Here is a 13,479-nt window from a genome sequence, read left to right as displayed (position 1 = left end):
GGGGGTCCGTCGACACCCGAGGAGAACGATGACTGCGCTGCGCGTCGCCGTGATCGGCGCCGGTCCGGCCGCCATCTACGCCGCCGACACCCTGCTGAAGTCCGATGCCGACGTCGCCGTGGACCTGTTCGAGAAGCTGCCCGCCCCGTTCGGGCTGGTCCGCTACGGCGTCGCCCCGGACCACCCGCGGATCAAGCAGATCGTGCACGCCCTGCACCGCGTGCTGGACCGCCCCGGCGTGCGGCTGTTCGGCAACGTCCACTTCGGGACCGACATCACCCTGTCCGACCTGCGCGACCACTACGACGCGGTCATCGCGGCCACCGGCTGCGAGCGGGACCGGGATCTCGACGTCCCCGGCGTCGACCTGCCGGGCAGCCACGGCGCCGCCCGCTTCGTGCAGTGGTACGACGGCCACCCCGACGTGCCCCGGGACTGGACGCTCGACGCGTCGTCGGTCGCGGTGATCGGCGCCGGGAACGTGGCCCTGGACGTCGCCCGGATCCTGGCGAGCACCGCCGAGGGTCTGTCGGGCACCGAGATCCCGGACTCGGTCCACGCCGGGCTCGCGGTCAACCCGGCCACCGACGTGCACGTGTTCGCCCGCCGCGGGATCGCGCACGCCCGGTTCAGCCCGATGGAGCTGCGCGAGCTCGACCACGTGCCGGGCGTCGAGGTGGTCGTCGACCCGGCCGACGTCGAGTTCGACGACGTCGCCGCCGCCGAGGTCCGCTCGGCCAAGCACGTCGAGATGGTGGTGCGGACCCTGCAGGGGTGGGCGCTGCGCGACCGGCGCGGCGATCCCCGCCGGGTGCACCTGCACTTCCTCTCGCGCCCCGAGCGGATCCTCGGCACCGACCGCGTCGAGGGCATCCGGATCGAGCGCACCGAGTACACCGGCCACGGCGACGTCCGCGACACCGGCGAGTTCACCGACATCCCGGTCGGTGCGGTCTACCGGGCGATCGGCTACACCGGCTCGCACCTGGCCGGGCTGCCCTTCGACCACGAGCGCGGCGTGCTGCCGCACCGCAAGGGGCGGGTGCACGACATCGACGGTCAGGAACTGCCCGGCGTCTACGCCGTCGGCTGGATCAAGCGCGGCCCGGTCGGGCTGATCGGGCACACCAAGGGCTGCGCCTCGGAGACCGTCGCGAGCCTGCTGGTCGACGCGCCGCAGCTGCCCCGGGCGCCCCGCCGCGACCCGGCCGAGGTCGACGCGCTGCTGGAGCGCCGGGGCGTGGCGTACACGACCTGGACCGGCTGGCTCGCGCTCGACAAGCACGAGCGCGGCCTCGGCGAGGCACGCGGCCGCGAGCGGACGAAGGTCGTGCCGCGCGAGGACATGGTGGAGATCAGCAGGACGGGATGACCCTCCGGCCCACGACGCCGGATGCCGGGGTGGGTGGTCGCGGAACCCCGCGGCCGCCCACCCGATCACTCCCGCGGGTCCCGCGGCGCGGGCAGTGCCCGCGGGGCCCGGCGCCCGACCGGTTCGCGCCGTCCCCGCTCCCGGGACGGGACGAACAGCCACCACAGGATCCACAGCCCCGGGCCGCTGGTCAGCAGGATCGCGGTGGCCAGCCAGCCGTCGCGCCACAGGGCGCCGGCGACGATCCAGCCCGCGATCCACACCACCATCGCGACGAGCCGGATCCGGATGCGACGACCGTGCTCGACCGTCAGCGGCTCGGTCAGGTCGGTGACGACCTGGACCCGTTCGCGACGGCGGTGGCGCATGCCTCCCGACGCTACGCGGGCCTAGCCGCGCGTGCGCTCCCCGAAGCGGCGGCGGAACTTCTCGACCTGGCCCGCGGCGTCGAGCACCCGGGCGTTGCCCGTCCAGAACGGGTGCGACGCCGAGGTCGTGTCCACCTTGATCAGGGGATAGGTGTTCCCGTCCGACCACTCGATCGTCTCGCGCGAGGTCTCGGTCGACCGGGTCAGGAACTCGTCGCCGGTGGACGTGTCGCGGTAGACGACCGGACCGTACGGGGGGTGGATGCCGGGCTTCACGGTGTTCCTCCTGCTTCGCGGGTGTTACCGTCGACTGTAATCGGCAACGATTACTGTTTGCAGGAAGGGGTGCCGGTGGACGGGTTCACGGTGGTCCGGTGCGGGGCCTGCGCCCACGCGCCGTCGGGGTTCGACGAGGACGCGCACGGCACCGTCGCGGCCCTGCCCGGCGTCGACGAGGTGCTGGTCGAGGGTCTGCGCGCGGTGGTGCAGGACAGTGCCCAGGGGGTGCTCGTGACCGCGGGGTGCCGGCTCGGGCCGGGGGTCTGCGCGGCGCGGCGGCCCGGGCTGATGGTGCTGGTGCAGGCGTGCGACGCCGCCCGCACCCGTCCCGAGTCGCCGGTGGTCGCGGTCGGCCCGGTCCGCAGCACCGACGACGTGCGTGCGGTGACCCGTTGGCTCCAGGACGGCGGCGCCCCCGACCCGCAGGCGCTGCCCGCGCGGCTGCGCTGCGCGATCACCCCGGAGACCGCCCGCGGCTAGTGCTTGCGGACCACCTCCTCGGTCCCACCGGCCCGCCACACGGTGACGTCCATGTGGCCGCCGCCGACCCGGACCGAGGACCCGCCCAGGATGTCGGCGGCCGGGAAGAAGCCGAACTCCCGGCCGCGCAGGTCGAGCCCGATCTCCTCGTACAGCGCCTCGGCGAAGCGCTGGTGCAGCTCCGGGTCGCGCACGTCGTGCACGGTGCCCCAGATCTTGGCGTCGCCCTCGGTGACCCGGGAGTCGACGGTCGCGGTGTGCAGGGTGAACCGCGGGTCGCGGCGCAGGTCGTCGAACTTGCGGGTCCCGGGCATGCCGCTCAGCCACAGCTCGCCCTCGAACACCCGCGGTTCGACGGGGGACACCCGGGGGAAGCCGTCCGCGCGCAGGGTGCCCAGCATGGCGAGGCTCCCGGCGGCGGCGTGGCGGCGCGCGAAGACCTCGGAGATCGTGGGCGCCGCGGTCACGAACTCCGTCCATGTCGTCATGGCGGCACGGTAGGGCAGGGCACCGACGATTCCGCTCGCGCGAACGGGTGCCGGTCGGCCAGGGTCGGGGCGTGAGCACCCTGCGCCGGGACCCGATGCCGTTGCGCGGCCGCACCGCGCTCGTGACCGGAGGCGGCCGGCGCGGCGGGATCGGGCATGCGACCGCCTGCCGGCTCGCCGCGTACGGCGCGGCCGTCGTCGTGCACCACTTCGCCCCGCACGACGCGGCGCAGGAGTGGGGTGCCGACGACGTCGACGCCGCTCTCGCGCAGGTCCGGGGGCACGCGACGGCGCCGGTCGCCGGGGTGCACGCCGACCTCGCCGACCCGGCCGCGCCGCAGCTCCTGCTCGACGCCGCCCGGGAGCTCGCCGGGCCGGTCGACCTGCTCGTCGCCAACCAGGCCCTGTCGGGTTCCGACGGTCCGCTGGGGGAGCTGTCCGACGAGCTGGACCGGCACTGGGCGGTCGACGCCCGCGCGTCGATCCTGCTGGTCCAGGCATGGGCGAACGCGCACGACGACACCCGCCCCGGCGGCGCGGCCGTCCTGCTCACCTCGGGGCAGGCACGCGGGCCGATGCCCGGCGAAGTGGCCTACGCCGCGGCGAAGTCGGCCGTCGCGGGCATCACCCCGACCCTCGCCGACCAGCTCGCGGACCGACGTCTGCGGGTCAACACGGTGAACCCGGGGCCGGTCGACACCGGCTACCTCGGCGCGGAGGCGTTCCGGGCGATGGCCCCGATGTTCCCGTTCGGCCGGTTCGGCGAGCCCGACGACCCGGCCCGGCTGATCGCGTGGCTGTGCACCGACGAGGCGGCCTGGATCACCGGACAGGTGATCGACTCGGAGGGTGGGTTCGCCCGGCACCGGAACGGGTGGCGACCCTGGTGATGTGGAGCGGACGACGGGATTCGAACCCGCGACCCTCACCTTGGCAAGGTGATGCGCTACCAGCTGCGCTACGTCCGCAGTCGCACCGTCCCCGGCGCGTGCCGGCCCACGATAACGCACTCGCTCCCGGGCGCCGCGCCGCACCCCCGGCGATGATCAGTACGTGGCCGGGTCCGCGGGTACCCCGCTGTCATGAGCGGACGGTTGGACGGGACGACGGTGATCGTGACGGGTGCGTCGAGCGGAATCGGTGAGGCGACCGCCCGGGCGCTGGCCGCCGAGGGGGCGACGGTGGCGCTGCTGGCCCGGCGCCGGGAGCGCCTCGAGGAGCTGGCGACGGAGCTGCCGAGGGCGTCGGTGCACCCGGTGGACGTCACCGACGACGACGCGCTGCACGCCGCCGTCGCGGCGGTGGTCGAGCAGCACGGCGGGCTGGACGTCCTCGTCAACAACGCCGGCTCCGGGTCCTGGGGCCCGGCGGCCGAGGCCGACGTCGCGGACTGGCGCACGATGATCGACGTCAACCTCACGGGCGTCCTGTCGACGACGCACGCGGCCCTGCCGCACCTGGCGACGGCGGCCGGTGGGCCGCGCGGCGTCGCCGACGTGGTGACGATCAGCTCGGTGGCCGGGCGCCGGGTCCCGTCGCCGGAGAGCAACGTCTACGCGGCCACCAAGCACGGGGTCGGCGCGTTCTGCGAGGCGCTGCGCCAGGAGTACGCCGAACGCCACGTGCGGGTCGGCCTCGTGGAGCCCGGCCTGGTCGCCTCGGAGATGACGACCTCGGGTGCGGAGTACGCGCCGGACGCGACCTCGAAGGGCGAACGCGGGGTGCTGGAGCCCGCCGACATCGCCGACGCCGTCGTCTACATCGTGACCCGCCCGCGGCATGCGGCGGTCAACGAGATGCTCGTGCGCCCGGTGGAACAGGTGCGCTGAGCCCTCAGTCGACTGTCCAGTTCCCGTCGGCGGTGATGACGAGCAAAAGGCGCCCACCGTCGGCGGGAAGTATGACGGTCCCCTCGTACGCGCCGATCTCGTTCACGACCAGGTCGGAGTCGGAGCCGCTGATGGCGTACACGACGAAGTTGCTGTCGCCATCGTGCGTGAGGCGGGCGACGTCGCGAGGGGAGTCGACCATGATGACGTCGTCCGCGGAGCCCTTCACCGGGAAGGAGCCGACCTCGCGTGCCGTGTCGATGCCTCCGATCGTCAGCGTCCATGCGGCGTCCGCAGTGATCTGGAGCCGAGTGAGGGGAGCAGTCGACGACGATCCCCGGATGCCGTACAAGGTCGTCCCGGAATAGCTCCCGATCTCGTTGACGAGGGTGTCCTCGTCCGACTTGACGATCACATTGCTGGAGCAGTCCTTGCAGGAGAACGTGACGACCGCCGTGTCACGGGGAGAGTCGAGGCGCACGACCTCGTCTCCTGTCCCCGTGAAGCTCTGCGGCGCAGGATCCGGAGGCGGTGCTGACGTCGTCGGGGCGCTGTAGGCGTAGGTCGGTGCGGCAGCCGCAGGTGCCGCGGCCGTGTCGGTCTGAGCGCTGTCGCGCGGGCCGGTGGACACGACCGCCGCGCCGATGACCGCCATCGTCGCCACCACTCCGATGGCCAAGGCGAGCGTCCAGCGCGGACCGCGGACGCGGGGCGGGACCACGGGGGTGGATTCGGTGGTGCGCTGGGCCGGAATGGCCCACCACGGAGCCTGCCCAGCCGGCGGATCGAACTGCGGAGCAGGGGAGGAGTCGGGCGACTGGTGCGGACGTGCACCGTGGCGCTGCTGCGGACTGGTCATCGTGTACCCCCGAACGTCGGAACTGCTCCGTCGTCGTGGGGGTGTGGACCTTCATTAGCCCCGGCTGGGCATCTTCGTCAATGTTGATGAGTCCGGAAAGCAGAATCCCCGGGGCCGGACTTCCGGCCCCGGGGATCCGGGAATGGTGCGCGATACTGGGATTGAACCAGTGACCCCTACCGTGTCAAGGTAGTGCTCTCCCGCTGAGCTAATCGCGCGAGGCGGCGGCGGGAATCGAACCCGCGTACAGGGCTTTGCAGGCCCTTGCCTAAGCCACTCGGCCACGCCGCCGGAAACCGGCCTGCTGTCGGGGCCCGGCAGAGCGGACGACGGGATTCGAACCCGCGACCCTCACCTTGGCAAGGTGATGCGCTACCAGCTGCGCTACGTCCGCATGTCGCACCGTTCCCGAGGCGTTTCCGCAAGTTCCCGGTGCGTTGGGAGAACAGTAGCGCACCGTCCGTGGCCGCTGTCGAGGGGGTACCCGATGATCGTCCGTCCAGGTCAGCGGCGCCACGACGGCCGGAGGCGGCCGGGGGAGCGCGCCGCGGGCATTCGGCCGACCGCGTCGTCGCATCCGCTCGTGCCCGGGCACATCCGGAAAAGCGAGATCCCCGGGGCCGATGTGCGGCCCCGGGGATCCGGGAAATTGGTGCGCGATACTGGGATTGAACCAGTGACCCCTACCGTGTCAAGGTAGTGCTCTCCCGCTGAGCTAATCGCGCGTGAGAAGAGAAGTCTCCGAGCGGACGACGGGATTCGAACCCGCGACCCTCACCTTGGCAAGGTGATGCGCTACCAGCTGCGCTACGTCCGCACCGTGCACCGCGTCCCGGGCCGTGAGGCCCGTCCGCGGTGCGGTGAGAGAACACTAGCACCCGCCCCGAGGGGGGTCCGACCGCCCCCTCTCTCCACCACCGGATGTCCTCTCACGTGCGGAGACGGGCTCCGCCCGGTGGTGGGGTACGTCGGGTCAGTCCCGGGCGGTGGTGTCGAGCAGGTCCGCGAGGGCGGCGTCGAAGTCGAGCCACGAGTACTCGGCGGCGGCGGGCACGGCGTCGTAGGTCGCCTGCAGGAACTCCGACAGCGTCGCCGCGGAGGTGGTGAACAGGGCGTGGCCCGAGGGGGAGGTGAGCTCGAGCTCGATCCGGGTCGGGTCGTCGCTCATCGGCTGCACCCGGACGTCGCCGGTGCCGGCGGAGTCGACCAGGCCGTCGCCGAGCAGGTCGCGGGCGAAGACCCAGTCGACCGTGGTGTCGTGGCCGGTCTTGAACGAGGCCTGCACGGCGTAGGGGTCGCGGCTCGTGTAGGACAGTTCGACCTTCACAGGCACGACAGGCGCGTCCGGAGCGATGAGCTCGAACATGGCCGTCGCCCGGATCGTCTTGGACTCGTCGCGCATCGGTGATCCTCTTTCGTGGGGGCGTTGCGTGGGGCGTCAGTGTGGGAACGAGAGAGAAGGCCTCGGGGTGACGGGTTCGATGCGCAAGAACGTGGATCACCGTGGGATGACCCCCGATCGAGTCACAACGGTGTAACTCGCTGCGTGCGACGACAGGGCTGAACGGGCTTGGCGACGTCCTGGCGTGTGAGCCGGGAAGCCCATGACGACTACTCTCGTCGGAGTCCGAACCGGAACGGGTGCGGGCACCGAATACAGCAATCGTGAGGACAACGCTGGTGGCAGGCATCGCCGATCCGCCGGACCGCCCCGAGCACGGGCGGGCCGCCGGCCCTGCCGCGCGCCGTGACCCGTCGCGTCGTGACGACGCCGGGGACACGCGACTCGTGCAACGGATCGTGTCCGGCGACTCGACCGCACTGGGTGAGCTGTACGACCGCTTCGGGCGTCAGGCCTACTCCCTCGCACGGCGCATCTGTGCCGACGAGGGGCTGGCCGAGGACGTCGTGCAGGAGGTCTTCCTGGCCTTCTGGCGCGACCCGTCGCGCTTCGACCCGGCCAAGGGCCGCTTCGGCACCTGGCTGCTGACCCTGGTGCACCACAAGTCCGTCGACGCCGTCCGCCGGGAGAGCGCCATCCGGCGCCGCACCGTCCCGGCGTCGGACGACGGCGCGGAGTGGAACGCCCCGCCCGGCCCGGGCGCCGACGAGGGGGCCATCGGCGCGCTCGTCGCGGGCCAGGTGCGCGACGCGCTCGGTCAGCTGCCCGCCGACCAGCGGAAGGTCCTCGCGCTGGCGTACTACGGCGGCTACACCCAACGCGAGGTGGCCGCGATGACCGGGGTGCCGCTGGGCACCGTGAAGTCCCGCATGTTCACCGGGGTGGCCAAGCTTCGGAACCTGCTGGGACCCGTGCTCGGGGAGGCCGGGGGAGACCTGGCAGGAGGGCTGTCGTGAACGGCAACGAGGGGAGGGCCTGTCCGATGAACGAACAGACGGTCGGGTGGGCGCTCCACGCTCTCGAGCCCGACGAGGAGATCGAGGTGGTGCAGCACCTCGAGGGCTGTGACGAATGCCGACGGCTCGCCGCGGACGTCGCCGAGACGACGACCGTGCTCGGTAGCGCGGTGCCGCAGGTCGAGCCGCCGCCGTCGCTGCGGGAGTCGATCCTGGAGCAGGCCCGGCAGACCCCGCAGGTCGGACGCGAGTCCGACCGCGCGGTGCCGCGGCACGCCCTGCGCGACGAGACGTCCTCCGCCGACGGCACCGCCTACGAGGGGCCGCGGGCCGGCGACGCCGCGCCGCGCGCCCGCCCTGCGCGGTCCGAGCGGTCCACCGGGCCCGCGACACGCCCGTCGGGAGGCGCCGGACGAGGTCCGGCCCGGAACGGGTGGCTGCGCCGCCCCGGACGGGTCCTGGTCGTCGCGGCGGTCGCACTCGCGGTGATCGTGGGCGGGGGAGCGGCGTTCGGGCAGATCCAGTCGCTGCAGGCTGAGCGGGACGCGAGCCTCGCGCAGGCCCAGGAGCTGCGCGACGTACTCTCCGCCATCGCGCAGCCCGGCACACCGCACGCCTTCCTCTCCGCGGAGCCGGGGGCGCCGATGGTGGCCGCGGTCGTCGTGAAGGACGGACAGCGCGAGGTCATGCCGATGGGGCTGGACCCCAACGAGACCGCGGACCAGACCTATGTCCTGTGGGGACTCAACGGTGACGGAACTCCGCGCGCGGTCGGCACGTTCGACGTGCGAGCGGGGCAGTCGGGACCGGTGTCCGTAGAATCGCCCGACAGCGGGAGCTACGGGACATACGCCGTCTCGCTCGAGCGCGGAAGGGAGGCTCCCCCCGCGCCGACCAAGGTAGTCGCGGCCGGGCAGGTGGAGACCTGAGTACGACGGAGAAGAACGACGTCGGTGTGCCGGCGTCCGGGAGGACCACCTCCGGGCGCCGGTACACCGGTATCCGCAAGAAGTACCGGCGGGCGAAGGTCCGCTACCGCGTGTTCCGGGCCCGCGTGGCCCGCAACCCGGTGCTGGACCTGACCTACCGCATCACCATGGGGGTCCTCGGCACCGCGATCGTGATCATCGGGATCATCGCGCTGCCCGCGCCGGGCCCCGGCTGGGCGATCATCTTCCTCGGCCTGGGCGTGCTCGCCGCCGAGTTCGGCTGGGCGCAGCGGCTCCTGCACTGGGTCCGTGTCCGCTACGACGGCTGGGTGGCCTGGATGGGCCGCCAGAACCGTGTCGTGCAGCTGCTGGTGATGACGCTGATCCTCGGCACGGTCGCGGTGTGCGCGTGGCTGTTCGGGATCTTCGAGACGGCCGGCGGCTGGGTGGGGATCCACTGGGAGTGGCTGCACTCGCCGCTGCTGCCGCTGATCCAGCCGCCGCCCCCGCCGGTGCCCGTTCCGGGATCGGAGCTGGTCACAGGCCCGCAGTGATCCACGGGTGACCCCCGTGAACGGCGGTCGGACGGGCTGTGTAGAGTTGGTTTCACCGCTGAGGGCGATTAGCTCAGGGGGAGAGCGCTTCGTTCACACCGAAGAGGTCACTGGTTCGATCCCAGTATCGCCCACAGTCAAAACCCCTGGTCACAGGCTCGACGAGCCGGATGTGACCAGGGGTTTCGTCGTTCCCCGAGGTGTTCCCGGAGCATTTCCGGAGCATCGCTCATTCCGGAGCGACGGACGCTCCGCCGTCGTCCGGATCGTCCTCGTCGTCGAGGGCCTGGAGGATGCGCTCGCTGTTGTCGGTCCGCCGGGTGTAGAGGTCCAGCGTCGTCGAGGACCGCTCGTGGCCCAGGACCCGCTGCACCATGTTCGGCGGGACGCCGTCGTCGACGAGCCAGGTGGCGTACGAGTGGCGCAGGTCGTGGAACCGCAGCCCGCCGGACTGGTGTCGTGCGACGTGGTGCACAGCGGGGGACTTGGTCCGGAAGTCCTCCGTGTGCTCCGTGCCCGCGGCGTCGGTCCACCGCGCCCGGTACCGATCGCCGACAGGTGATACTCCGCCGAGCAGGCCCGCCCGGACGAGCGAGGGTCGCCAGATCCGCGACCGGAACAGGGTCCGTCGCAGCGGTGGCCCCGACCTCGTTGGCGAAGACCGGTGCGTTCGGCTTAGCCGATCTCAGCCGCTCGGCGAGTCGGGACCTGGAGCCGAAGCGCGTCGGTGTCGAAACTCTCCATGCAGCATCAAGCGGCGCCTTCGGCGCCGACTGGCCTGTGTTCTTACGGTCCGCCGCCGCGCGGGGCATGCGGCCTCCGGCCGGTCCCCGCGCGGCTGAAGTGCCATCCGCACCGCGAGACTATTTCGTCAGGAGTGCCGCCAAGTATTGTGTGAATGGCTGTCGCTTAGTGGCCTCTGACGGGGTTGTAGAATGTTCGTCTGTAAACTTGTCGAGCGCCCCTTTGACTGTGGCTGCGACTTCTTCAAGCTCCATGTCGGAGAACTGTCTATCGTTGGCAACCAGCGGCAGCAGAGTGGTCCAGTGCTGGGGTGCCTCGCCCAACGCCTTTGTCACCGTGGCGAAAGCTATTACTGGCGACAGATACCTCCGCTCGGGATACCGGGTCTGCGACATTGGACTCTGCAGATGCGAGTCAACTGCGCGCAGGACCTGGGCTGCCCAATAGAACACCGCGAGATCGGCAGTCTCGTCGAACGCCTGTCGGTAACGCGCGTCCTCAGCAAGCAGTGAGTTAGGCTTGCCGCGCGCAATCTCAGGGCGACCGTACGCCAGTGCGTACATTGCCTGTCCGAGATATGCAATACTAATGATGCTAGCAGGATCTTTTCCGAGGTTCCTGTAGTAACCTTTTCGGCGATCGTAGAACAATCCGCGCGTCTCAAAGTAGCGCTCGATCTGGCGTTGAATACGATCGGTTGCGCGCAAAGAAGCGTCGGGTACGGGTGTCTGCCTATTGGTGGCTCGGATGATTCGGTCGCGAACTGGATCCTCGTCCGCGACAATCACGCGAACCAGGAGCCGCTTATGCTTCACGGCCTCTGTTCCGTCGCCTGACTTCTCTAGTTCGTCTGCAAACCAGCGCGCGATGGTATGCGATGTCTGAAGGCCGTTCACGATCTGAATATTTCTGAGCGCGATCTTCTTGCCTACAGTGTGAGCGTCATCGCAGATGATCGTGACTCCGTTATTCAGCCACCAAAACTCGGGACTGTTGGAGTCTCGAAGCGTCGCACTGATCTCCTTATTCACGGCTACTTGACCTTGATAGTCGCGGACGTTTGCATCGAATAGGTGCCTTCGGACGGTTAGGTCTGAATCACAGATGAGGTCAATATACTTCGAGAGAGGTGCGAGGGCGATATACGATTGCCCACTCGACAGCAGTTCGTCGCATTCAAGTTCAAGGGTTTCCGGCGATCTCACGTCGTAGAGCCGCCATAGCTGCTCGGCGCCGATCGATTCCACCGTGACTCGTGCGACTGGAAGCAGATCTCCGATGTCGCCTTCCAGACGGCGGACGCTGGCGGCGTAGTTCTCGGGAGCCTTCTCTGCAATCCCGTGTGACGCGACGTAAATGCTGATCGACACGCGAGGGCGCCGAACAAGAAGATTCGTAAGAGATCGACGAAAGATGTCGAATCTCTCCAATACCTCTGCTCGAATCTCTTCACTTAGAGAGTCAAGGGAGCGGCTTAGATCAAGTACGGCAGTCAATGTCGACTGTAGCTTGGTGACCGCTGTCTGACTGAACCCGTTAGTATTCTTGCTCTGGATGACATGAAGTTCTAGAGCTAGCCCTTCCGGGTAGCTCTTTGCGACTGACGGATTATCCAGAATCGATGCGTCAGTCTCTAGTACGGTCCCTTCGAGAACCGAATAGACAGCATCAATTCCGCCGTCATTCGAGCCGTCCACGATTCCACTACGGATAACATCAAGCGTTACGTCGTGATCTCTGATCAGTAAGTACGAAACGAATACTTCCCAGGCGCTGTCGGCGTCCATGCTTGGTGTATTTGTTGTGTGCCACTGATTGAATAGCGTCTTAATTAGCGTCTGAGTACCAGTCGGCGGCACGTCTCACATCTCCTGCATCCGGGGGGGGTGGCAAGTGGATGTCGTGCGTGACAGTCCTCGCGTTACGATCAAGCGTCATAACGCAGGGCCACCCTCGCCGGGCAGGCAGATCTCCGGGATGGGGGTGTGCCATCCCGCCGACCTCCCTCCGGGCTACCACACGGACAACCGTGGGCGGAGCTTGACGAGATCGGCCGGCAGTTGCCTCGCGGGCCGCCCACGGCCGCCCGCGCGGTCGGCTTGCAGCAGGTCGACGGGATGGCACTCGGCAAGCACGAGGGATTGGCTGGCGCCGAGACACGTCCGCCTCGGAACGGCCCGGGTACCCGCTGACGCGACGTGGCAGCGGGTGGGCTGGCGACCGAAAGCCCGAGCGGGACACACAGGCAGGCAGTGAGCCTGGTTCGCATTAGGAGAGCGGTGTTTAGGTAGATTACCGGCCATGGAGGATCAGGCGAACGACGAGCCAAGTGACGAACTGGACGATGTGGCACATGAGTTAGAGGTCGCAGCAGGCGGACGATTAATTGAGGTAACCTCCGCTGCTGCGGCAGGAGCGATTACAGAATACGTTGTGCTACCGATGGCCCAAAGCGATGTGGTTGCCGGCGGGTTGACTCCCGTCGCTATGGCGGCACTCGGTGGCGCCGTCGCCTCACTACACAGTCAGATTGTTTCTCGTAGGGCCGTGGTGCTCAACGAAGCAGCCATACAGCGTTCAGCAGAGGTCCAGGACCTCCTTGAGGAGGTACAAAGGGACGAAGACTCGCTCCTGGCATTCGGGCGGGCAATGGACTCCGCCGCCACGACTACCAGTCGCACAAAACTTGTTCTTCTTGGAAGGTCTCTCGCGACAAGCCTCGACAATCGGGGCCGTGACGAAGTTGACATTGAGCCACTAATTCTAGCCGCGCTCTCCGATATCGATTCTCTACATGCTGTCGTGCTCGACGCGTTCGATAGGCTTTCACCAGCCTACTCTGCCGTTGACCATAATGGGGCTAGCGAGCGGGCGGTAGCTACGGATCTACAACTCTCCTTCTCGTCGTCTAGCGTGGCATTGCAGCCAGTCGTGCAAGTGCTGGTTCGGCACGGCCTCATCTCTCAGACCACATTTGGTGAGGGTTGGAGATACGAGGAGTCAATGAGCGAGCAGGACCGGTCCAATGCGTGGATGCTCACCACATTCGGCCTCGAAGTTCTGGAGCGCATCAGAGCTGCCTCCGGGTCAGAGGGCGGGTTGTTTGCCTAACTGTCAAGTGGGAGTTCGGCAAAGTGGATTACGACTAGATCTGCGCCATCAAGCTGGGTGTCTAACTCGGTGACAACCGACCGACGACACACCGGACGCCCCCGGGCT

General features: G+C 68.9%; 15 protein-coding genes and 7 tRNA genes. 9 read left to right on the top strand and 13 right to left on the bottom strand.

The genetic code is table 11. From position 1 onward, the window contains the following. The first annotated feature begins 28 nt into the window (after positions 1–28). Complete coding sequence (locus KPL57_RS51120; protein ID WP_226357661.1) at positions 29–1,372, top strand: FAD-dependent oxidoreductase; 1,344 nt, start codon at positions 29–31, stop codon at positions 1,370–1,372. Between the two features lie 65 nt (positions 1,373–1,437). Here KPL57_RS51120 and KPL57_RS51115 read toward each other — a convergent pair whose 3' ends face one another. Both KPL57_RS51115 and KPL57_RS51110 read right to left on the bottom strand, forming a co-directional pair. Next, positions 1,438–1,740, bottom strand: a complete 303-nt coding sequence (locus tag KPL57_RS51115; RefSeq protein WP_226357660.1) for a hypothetical protein — start codon at positions 1,738–1,740, stop codon at positions 1,438–1,440. A gap of 21 nt (positions 1,741–1,761) precedes the next feature. Continuing rightward, positions 1,762–2,016: a type B 50S ribosomal protein L31 gene (locus tag KPL57_RS51110; protein WP_226357659.1), complete on the bottom strand. Its 255-nt coding sequence runs from the start codon at positions 2,014–2,016 to the stop codon at positions 1,762–1,764. A 75-nt stretch (positions 2,017–2,091) separates the two neighbouring features. On the opposite strand from KPL57_RS51110, the gene KPL57_RS51105 reads away from it, so the two are divergent. Further along, positions 2,092–2,499, top strand: coding sequence for a hypothetical protein (locus KPL57_RS51105; RefSeq protein ID WP_226357658.1), 408 nt, complete (start codon positions 2,092–2,094; stop codon positions 2,497–2,499). Here KPL57_RS51105 and KPL57_RS51100 read toward each other — a convergent pair. Next, positions 2,496–2,987, bottom strand: a complete 492-nt coding sequence (locus tag KPL57_RS51100) for a pyridoxamine 5'-phosphate oxidase family protein (protein WP_226357657.1) — start codon at positions 2,985–2,987, stop codon at positions 2,496–2,498. The two genes, KPL57_RS51105 and KPL57_RS51100, sit on opposite strands and share 4 nt — an antisense overlap. Before the next feature lie 71 nt (positions 2,988–3,058). On the opposite strand from KPL57_RS51100, the gene KPL57_RS51095 reads away from it, so the two are divergent. Then, entirely contained in the window at positions 3,059–3,877 is an 819-nt protein-coding gene (locus KPL57_RS51095; RefSeq protein ID WP_226357656.1) for an SDR family oxidoreductase, read from the top strand. Between the two features lie 2 nt (positions 3,878–3,879). Here KPL57_RS51095 and KPL57_RS51090 read toward each other — a convergent pair. Continuing rightward, positions 3,880–3,955 (bottom strand) — tRNA-Gly (locus tag KPL57_RS51090). A 114-nt stretch (positions 3,956–4,069) separates the two neighbouring features. Here KPL57_RS51090 and KPL57_RS51085 point away from each other — a divergent pair. Beyond that, positions 4,070–4,816 (top strand): SDR family oxidoreductase, encoded by a 747-nt coding sequence (locus KPL57_RS51085; protein ID WP_226357655.1) that lies wholly within the window; start codon positions 4,070–4,072, stop codon positions 4,814–4,816. A 4-nt stretch (positions 4,817–4,820) separates the two neighbouring features. Here the strand turns inward: KPL57_RS51085 and KPL57_RS51080 are convergent, their stop codons facing one another. From KPL57_RS51080 to KPL57_RS51050, 7 genes are all read right to left on the bottom strand, one after another. Continuing rightward, positions 4,821–5,675: a hypothetical protein gene (locus KPL57_RS51080; RefSeq protein ID WP_226357654.1), complete on the bottom strand. Its 855-nt coding sequence runs from the start codon at positions 5,673–5,675 to the stop codon at positions 4,821–4,823. 143 nt (positions 5,676–5,818) lie between these two features. Then, positions 5,819–5,893 (bottom strand) — tRNA-Val (locus tag KPL57_RS51075). Position 5,894: 1 nt separating this feature from the next. Then, positions 5,895–5,966 (bottom strand) — tRNA-Cys (locus KPL57_RS51070). Between the two features lie 30 nt (positions 5,967–5,996). Continuing rightward, positions 5,997–6,069, bottom strand: a tRNA-Gly gene (locus KPL57_RS51065). Positions 6,070–6,325: 256 nt separating this feature from the next. Continuing rightward, positions 6,326–6,400, bottom strand: a tRNA-Val gene (locus KPL57_RS51060). 19 nt (positions 6,401–6,419) lie between these two features. Continuing rightward, positions 6,420–6,492 (bottom strand) — tRNA-Gly (locus tag KPL57_RS51055). Positions 6,493–6,648: 156 nt separating this feature from the next. Continuing rightward, on the bottom strand, positions 6,649–7,077 hold the full coding sequence (locus tag KPL57_RS51050; protein WP_020624097.1) for an SsgA family sporulation/cell division regulator: 429 nt from the start codon (positions 7,075–7,077) through the stop codon (positions 6,649–6,651). Positions 7,078–7,355: 278 nt separating this feature from the next. On the opposite strand from KPL57_RS51050, the gene KPL57_RS51045 reads away from it, so the two are divergent. The 4 genes from KPL57_RS51045 to KPL57_RS51030 all read left to right on the top strand — a co-directional run bounded on the left by KPL57_RS51045 (position 7,356) and on the right by KPL57_RS51030 (position 9,650). Next, a complete protein-coding gene (locus KPL57_RS51045) occupies positions 7,356–8,033 on the top strand; it encodes an RNA polymerase sigma factor (protein ID WP_226357653.1) in 678 nt (225 codons plus the stop codon). A 26-nt stretch (positions 8,034–8,059) separates the two neighbouring features. Then, a complete protein-coding gene (locus KPL57_RS51040) occupies positions 8,060–8,962 on the top strand; it encodes an anti-sigma factor (RefSeq protein ID WP_226357652.1) in 903 nt (300 codons plus the stop codon). A gap of 26 nt (positions 8,963–8,988) precedes the next feature. After that, positions 8,989–9,516: a TIGR02611 family protein gene (locus KPL57_RS51035; protein WP_226357651.1), complete on the top strand. Its 528-nt coding sequence runs from the start codon at positions 8,989–8,991 to the stop codon at positions 9,514–9,516. A 62-nt stretch (positions 9,517–9,578) separates the two neighbouring features. Continuing rightward, positions 9,579–9,650, top strand: a tRNA-Val gene (locus KPL57_RS51030). Positions 9,651–9,745: 95 nt separating this feature from the next. On the opposite strand, the gene KPL57_RS51025 is transcribed toward KPL57_RS51030, so the two are convergent. Together KPL57_RS51025 and KPL57_RS51020 are read right to left on the bottom strand one after the other, a co-directional pair. Then, on the bottom strand, positions 9,746–9,991 hold the full coding sequence (locus tag KPL57_RS51025; protein ID WP_226357650.1) for a tyrosine-type recombinase/integrase: 246 nt from the start codon (positions 9,989–9,991) through the stop codon (positions 9,746–9,748). A gap of 388 nt (positions 9,992–10,379) precedes the next feature. Beyond that, positions 10,380–12,047 (bottom strand): AIPR family protein, encoded by a 1,668-nt coding sequence (locus tag KPL57_RS51020; protein WP_226357649.1) that lies wholly within the window; start codon positions 12,045–12,047, stop codon positions 10,380–10,382. A 514-nt stretch (positions 12,048–12,561) separates the two neighbouring features. Here KPL57_RS51020 and KPL57_RS51015 point away from each other — a divergent pair. Beyond that, positions 12,562–13,371, top strand: a complete 810-nt coding sequence (locus KPL57_RS51015; RefSeq protein ID WP_226357648.1) for a hypothetical protein — start codon at positions 12,562–12,564, stop codon at positions 13,369–13,371. Positions 13,372–13,479 lie beyond the last annotated feature (108 nt).

The organism is Pseudonocardia sp. ICBG601, assembly GCF_020496245.1.
Note: the sequence above shows the minus strand (reverse complement) of the source record. Positions and strands in the feature narration are given on the sequence as shown.

Bases quoted from the DNA above. Each gene is read 5' to 3' on its own strand.
- KPL57_RS51120 (WP_226357661.1), top strand. From the start codon at position 29: ATGACTGCGCTGCGCGTCGCCGTGATCGGCGCCGGTCCGGCCGCCATC.
- KPL57_RS51115 (WP_226357660.1), bottom strand. From the start codon at position 1,740: ATGCGCCACCGCCGTCGCGAACGGGTCCAGGTCGTCACCGACCTGACC.
- KPL57_RS51100 (WP_226357657.1), bottom strand. From the start codon at position 2,987: ATGACGACATGGACGGAGTTCGTGACCGCGGCGCCCACGATCTCCGAG.
- KPL57_RS51085 (WP_226357655.1), top strand. From the start codon at position 4,070: ATGAGCGGACGGTTGGACGGGACGACGGTGATCGTGACGGGTGCGTCG.
- KPL57_RS51080 (WP_226357654.1), bottom strand. From the start codon at position 5,675: ATGACCAGTCCGCAGCAGCGCCACGGTGCACGTCCGCACCAGTCGCCC.
- KPL57_RS51050 (WP_020624097.1), bottom strand. From the start codon at position 7,077: ATGCGCGACGAGTCCAAGACGATCCGGGCGACGGCCATGTTCGAGCTC.
- KPL57_RS51040 (WP_226357652.1), top strand. From the start codon at position 8,060: ATGAACGAACAGACGGTCGGGTGGGCGCTCCACGCTCTCGAGCCCGAC.
- KPL57_RS51020 (WP_226357649.1), bottom strand. From the start codon at position 12,047: ATGGACGCCGACAGCGCCTGGGAAGTATTCGTTTCGTACTTACTGATC.
- KPL57_RS51015 (WP_226357648.1), top strand. From the start codon at position 12,562: ATGGAGGATCAGGCGAACGACGAGCCAAGTGACGAACTGGACGATGTG.